The following is a 778-nucleotide window of genomic DNA, read 5'->3' on the forward strand; positions in this document are numbered from 1 at the left end:
TTTTTTTGGCCGGGCGTGCGGCACGGCTCTGAAGTCGAGTTGGATGCAGAGCAACTTCAAGCCTTGGTGCTCGGCTTGCCTTGGCAACGCGTCGGTTCCGGAGCAGCCATCACGATGCTCTAATTCGCCTGCCATGGCCTGCTTGCCAGCGCAATTGGCCCATCAGTCTATCGCCGCCACTAGCCCTCTCTGGCAAAATCGGCGGCATGACTTCGCATCCGAATCTCGATCAATTAAACCCTGAAGAACTGCGTGCCTTGGCGGCGCAGTTGATCCAGCGCGTCGAGACGATGGACAAGCAAATCACTCATCACAAATCGGTCAACGAGAAGCTGGCCCACGAGATCGCGCTGCTCAAACGCTTCAAGTTTGCCAAGCGCAGCGAGCAGTTGAGCCCGGATCAAGCCAGCCTGCTCGACGACTTGATCGATACGGATATCGCCGCTATCGAAGTCGAGTTTGAGGCGCTGCAACCGGCACCTGTCGAAGCCAAAGTGCGCCAGCAACCCAAGCGCGCACCGCTGCCACCGCAGTTTCCTCGCACACTGATCCATCACGAACCGGACAACAGCCACTGCCAGTGCGGCTGCGCACTCAAGCGCATCGGCGAAGACGCCAGCGAAAAGCTCGACTACACGCCCGGCGTGTTCACAGTCGAACGCCACATCCGTGGAAAGTGGGCCTGCGAACAGTGCGAAACACTGATCCAGGCGCCGGTACCGGCGCACGTCATCGACAAAGGCGTCCCGACCGCAGGCCTGCTGGCCCACATCATGGT

Annotated in this window: 1 protein-coding gene; it reads left to right on the top strand. The window is 59.8% G+C overall.

From position 1 onward, the window contains the following. Positions 1-206 precede the first annotated feature (206 nt). Positions 207-778: IS66 family transposase zinc-finger binding domain-containing protein (locus tag AO388_RS04055; RefSeq protein WP_177343123.1), on the top strand; the 572-nt coding region annotated here is incomplete at its 3' end.

The sequence above is a fragment of the Pseudomonas sp. ICMP 10191 genome (genome assembly GCF_001467335.1).
Classification (GTDB): Bacteria; Pseudomonadota; Gammaproteobacteria; order Pseudomonadales; family Pseudomonadaceae; genus Aquipseudomonas; species Aquipseudomonas cerasi.